Source organism: Streptomyces violaceorubidus (genome assembly GCF_000717995.1).
GTDB lineage: Bacteria > Actinomycetota > Actinomycetes > Streptomycetales > Streptomycetaceae > Streptomyces > Streptomyces violaceorubidus.
In genome coordinates this window covers 1-871 of sequence record NZ_JODM01000125.1, presented here as the reverse complement: position 1 = coordinate 871, position 871 = coordinate 1, and the positions used below count along the sequence as shown (strand labels likewise).

The window sequence follows — 871 nt, the reverse complement described above, 5'->3', positions numbered from 1 at the left end:
GGGGCCGTTGCGTGATCACGTTTCGTCCGGAGTGCCGTGCTGGCCCGTCCTTGGAGGGGACACCCCGGTTCGGGCAGGGGGCGGACGCGGTGCAGGCACGGTCTCAGTGATCATGTGAGTGTCGAAGTCCCATGAACACCTGGCGAGTCCGTGCCTGCTCCTGCATCTTCTCCCATGCCCACCGCGCTGGCCCAACTGGGCTGGACTGCCGCCCCGGTCCCGCTGGCGGACGCGGTCGCACTGTCCGGCTTCCTGGACCTGGTGCCCGACCCGCGAGGCGTCCGCGGTCGCCGCTACCGGCTGTCCGCCCTGGTCGCCGCAGCCGCGGCGAGCGTCCTGGCCGGTGCCCGCTCGCTCACCGCGATCACGGAATGGATCAGCGACGTCCCTGCGTGGGCCTGCCGGGTTCTCGGCTTCCTCACCGACCCGCTCTCCGGCACCGTGTCCGTCCCGCACCCCCACACCCTGCGCCGTCTGCTCGTCCAGCTCGACGGCGATGCCCTGGACCGGGCGATCGGCGCCTTCCTCACCGCCCGCGCCGCCCCGGCCGGCCCCGGACTGCGGGCGATCGCTGTTGACGGCAAGGCTCTGCGCGGCTCGCGCACGGCACCGTGATCACCGCCGACGCCCTGCACACCCAGCACGCCCATGGCACCTACCTCCGCGAGCGCGGCGCCCACTACATCGCCCACGTCAAGGCCAACCACCCCGGCCTCTTCGACCGCGTCCGCCGCCTGCCCTGGCGCGAGATCACGCTCGACCACTACGACCGCACCCGGGCCCATCACCGCCTGGAGATCCGGCGGCTGAAGGCCGCCGCCTTCGCCCACCTCGACTACCCCGACGCCCGCCAGGCCCTGCAAGTCGTGCG

Annotated in this window: 1 protein-coding gene and 1 pseudogene; both read left to right on the top strand. The window is 73.0% G+C overall.

Annotated elements, in window-relative coordinates:
• Window positions 1–174: 174 nt before the first annotated feature.
• Complete coding sequence (locus tag IE94_RS41470; protein WP_245235386.1) at window positions 175–615, top strand: transposase family protein; 441 nt, start codon at window positions 175–177, stop codon at window positions 613–615.
• Window positions 612–871, top strand: a pseudogene (locus tag IE94_RS41465) (ISAs1 family transposase); the annotation flags it as partial. The gene IE94_RS41470 and the pseudogene IE94_RS41465, both read left to right, overlap by 4 nt.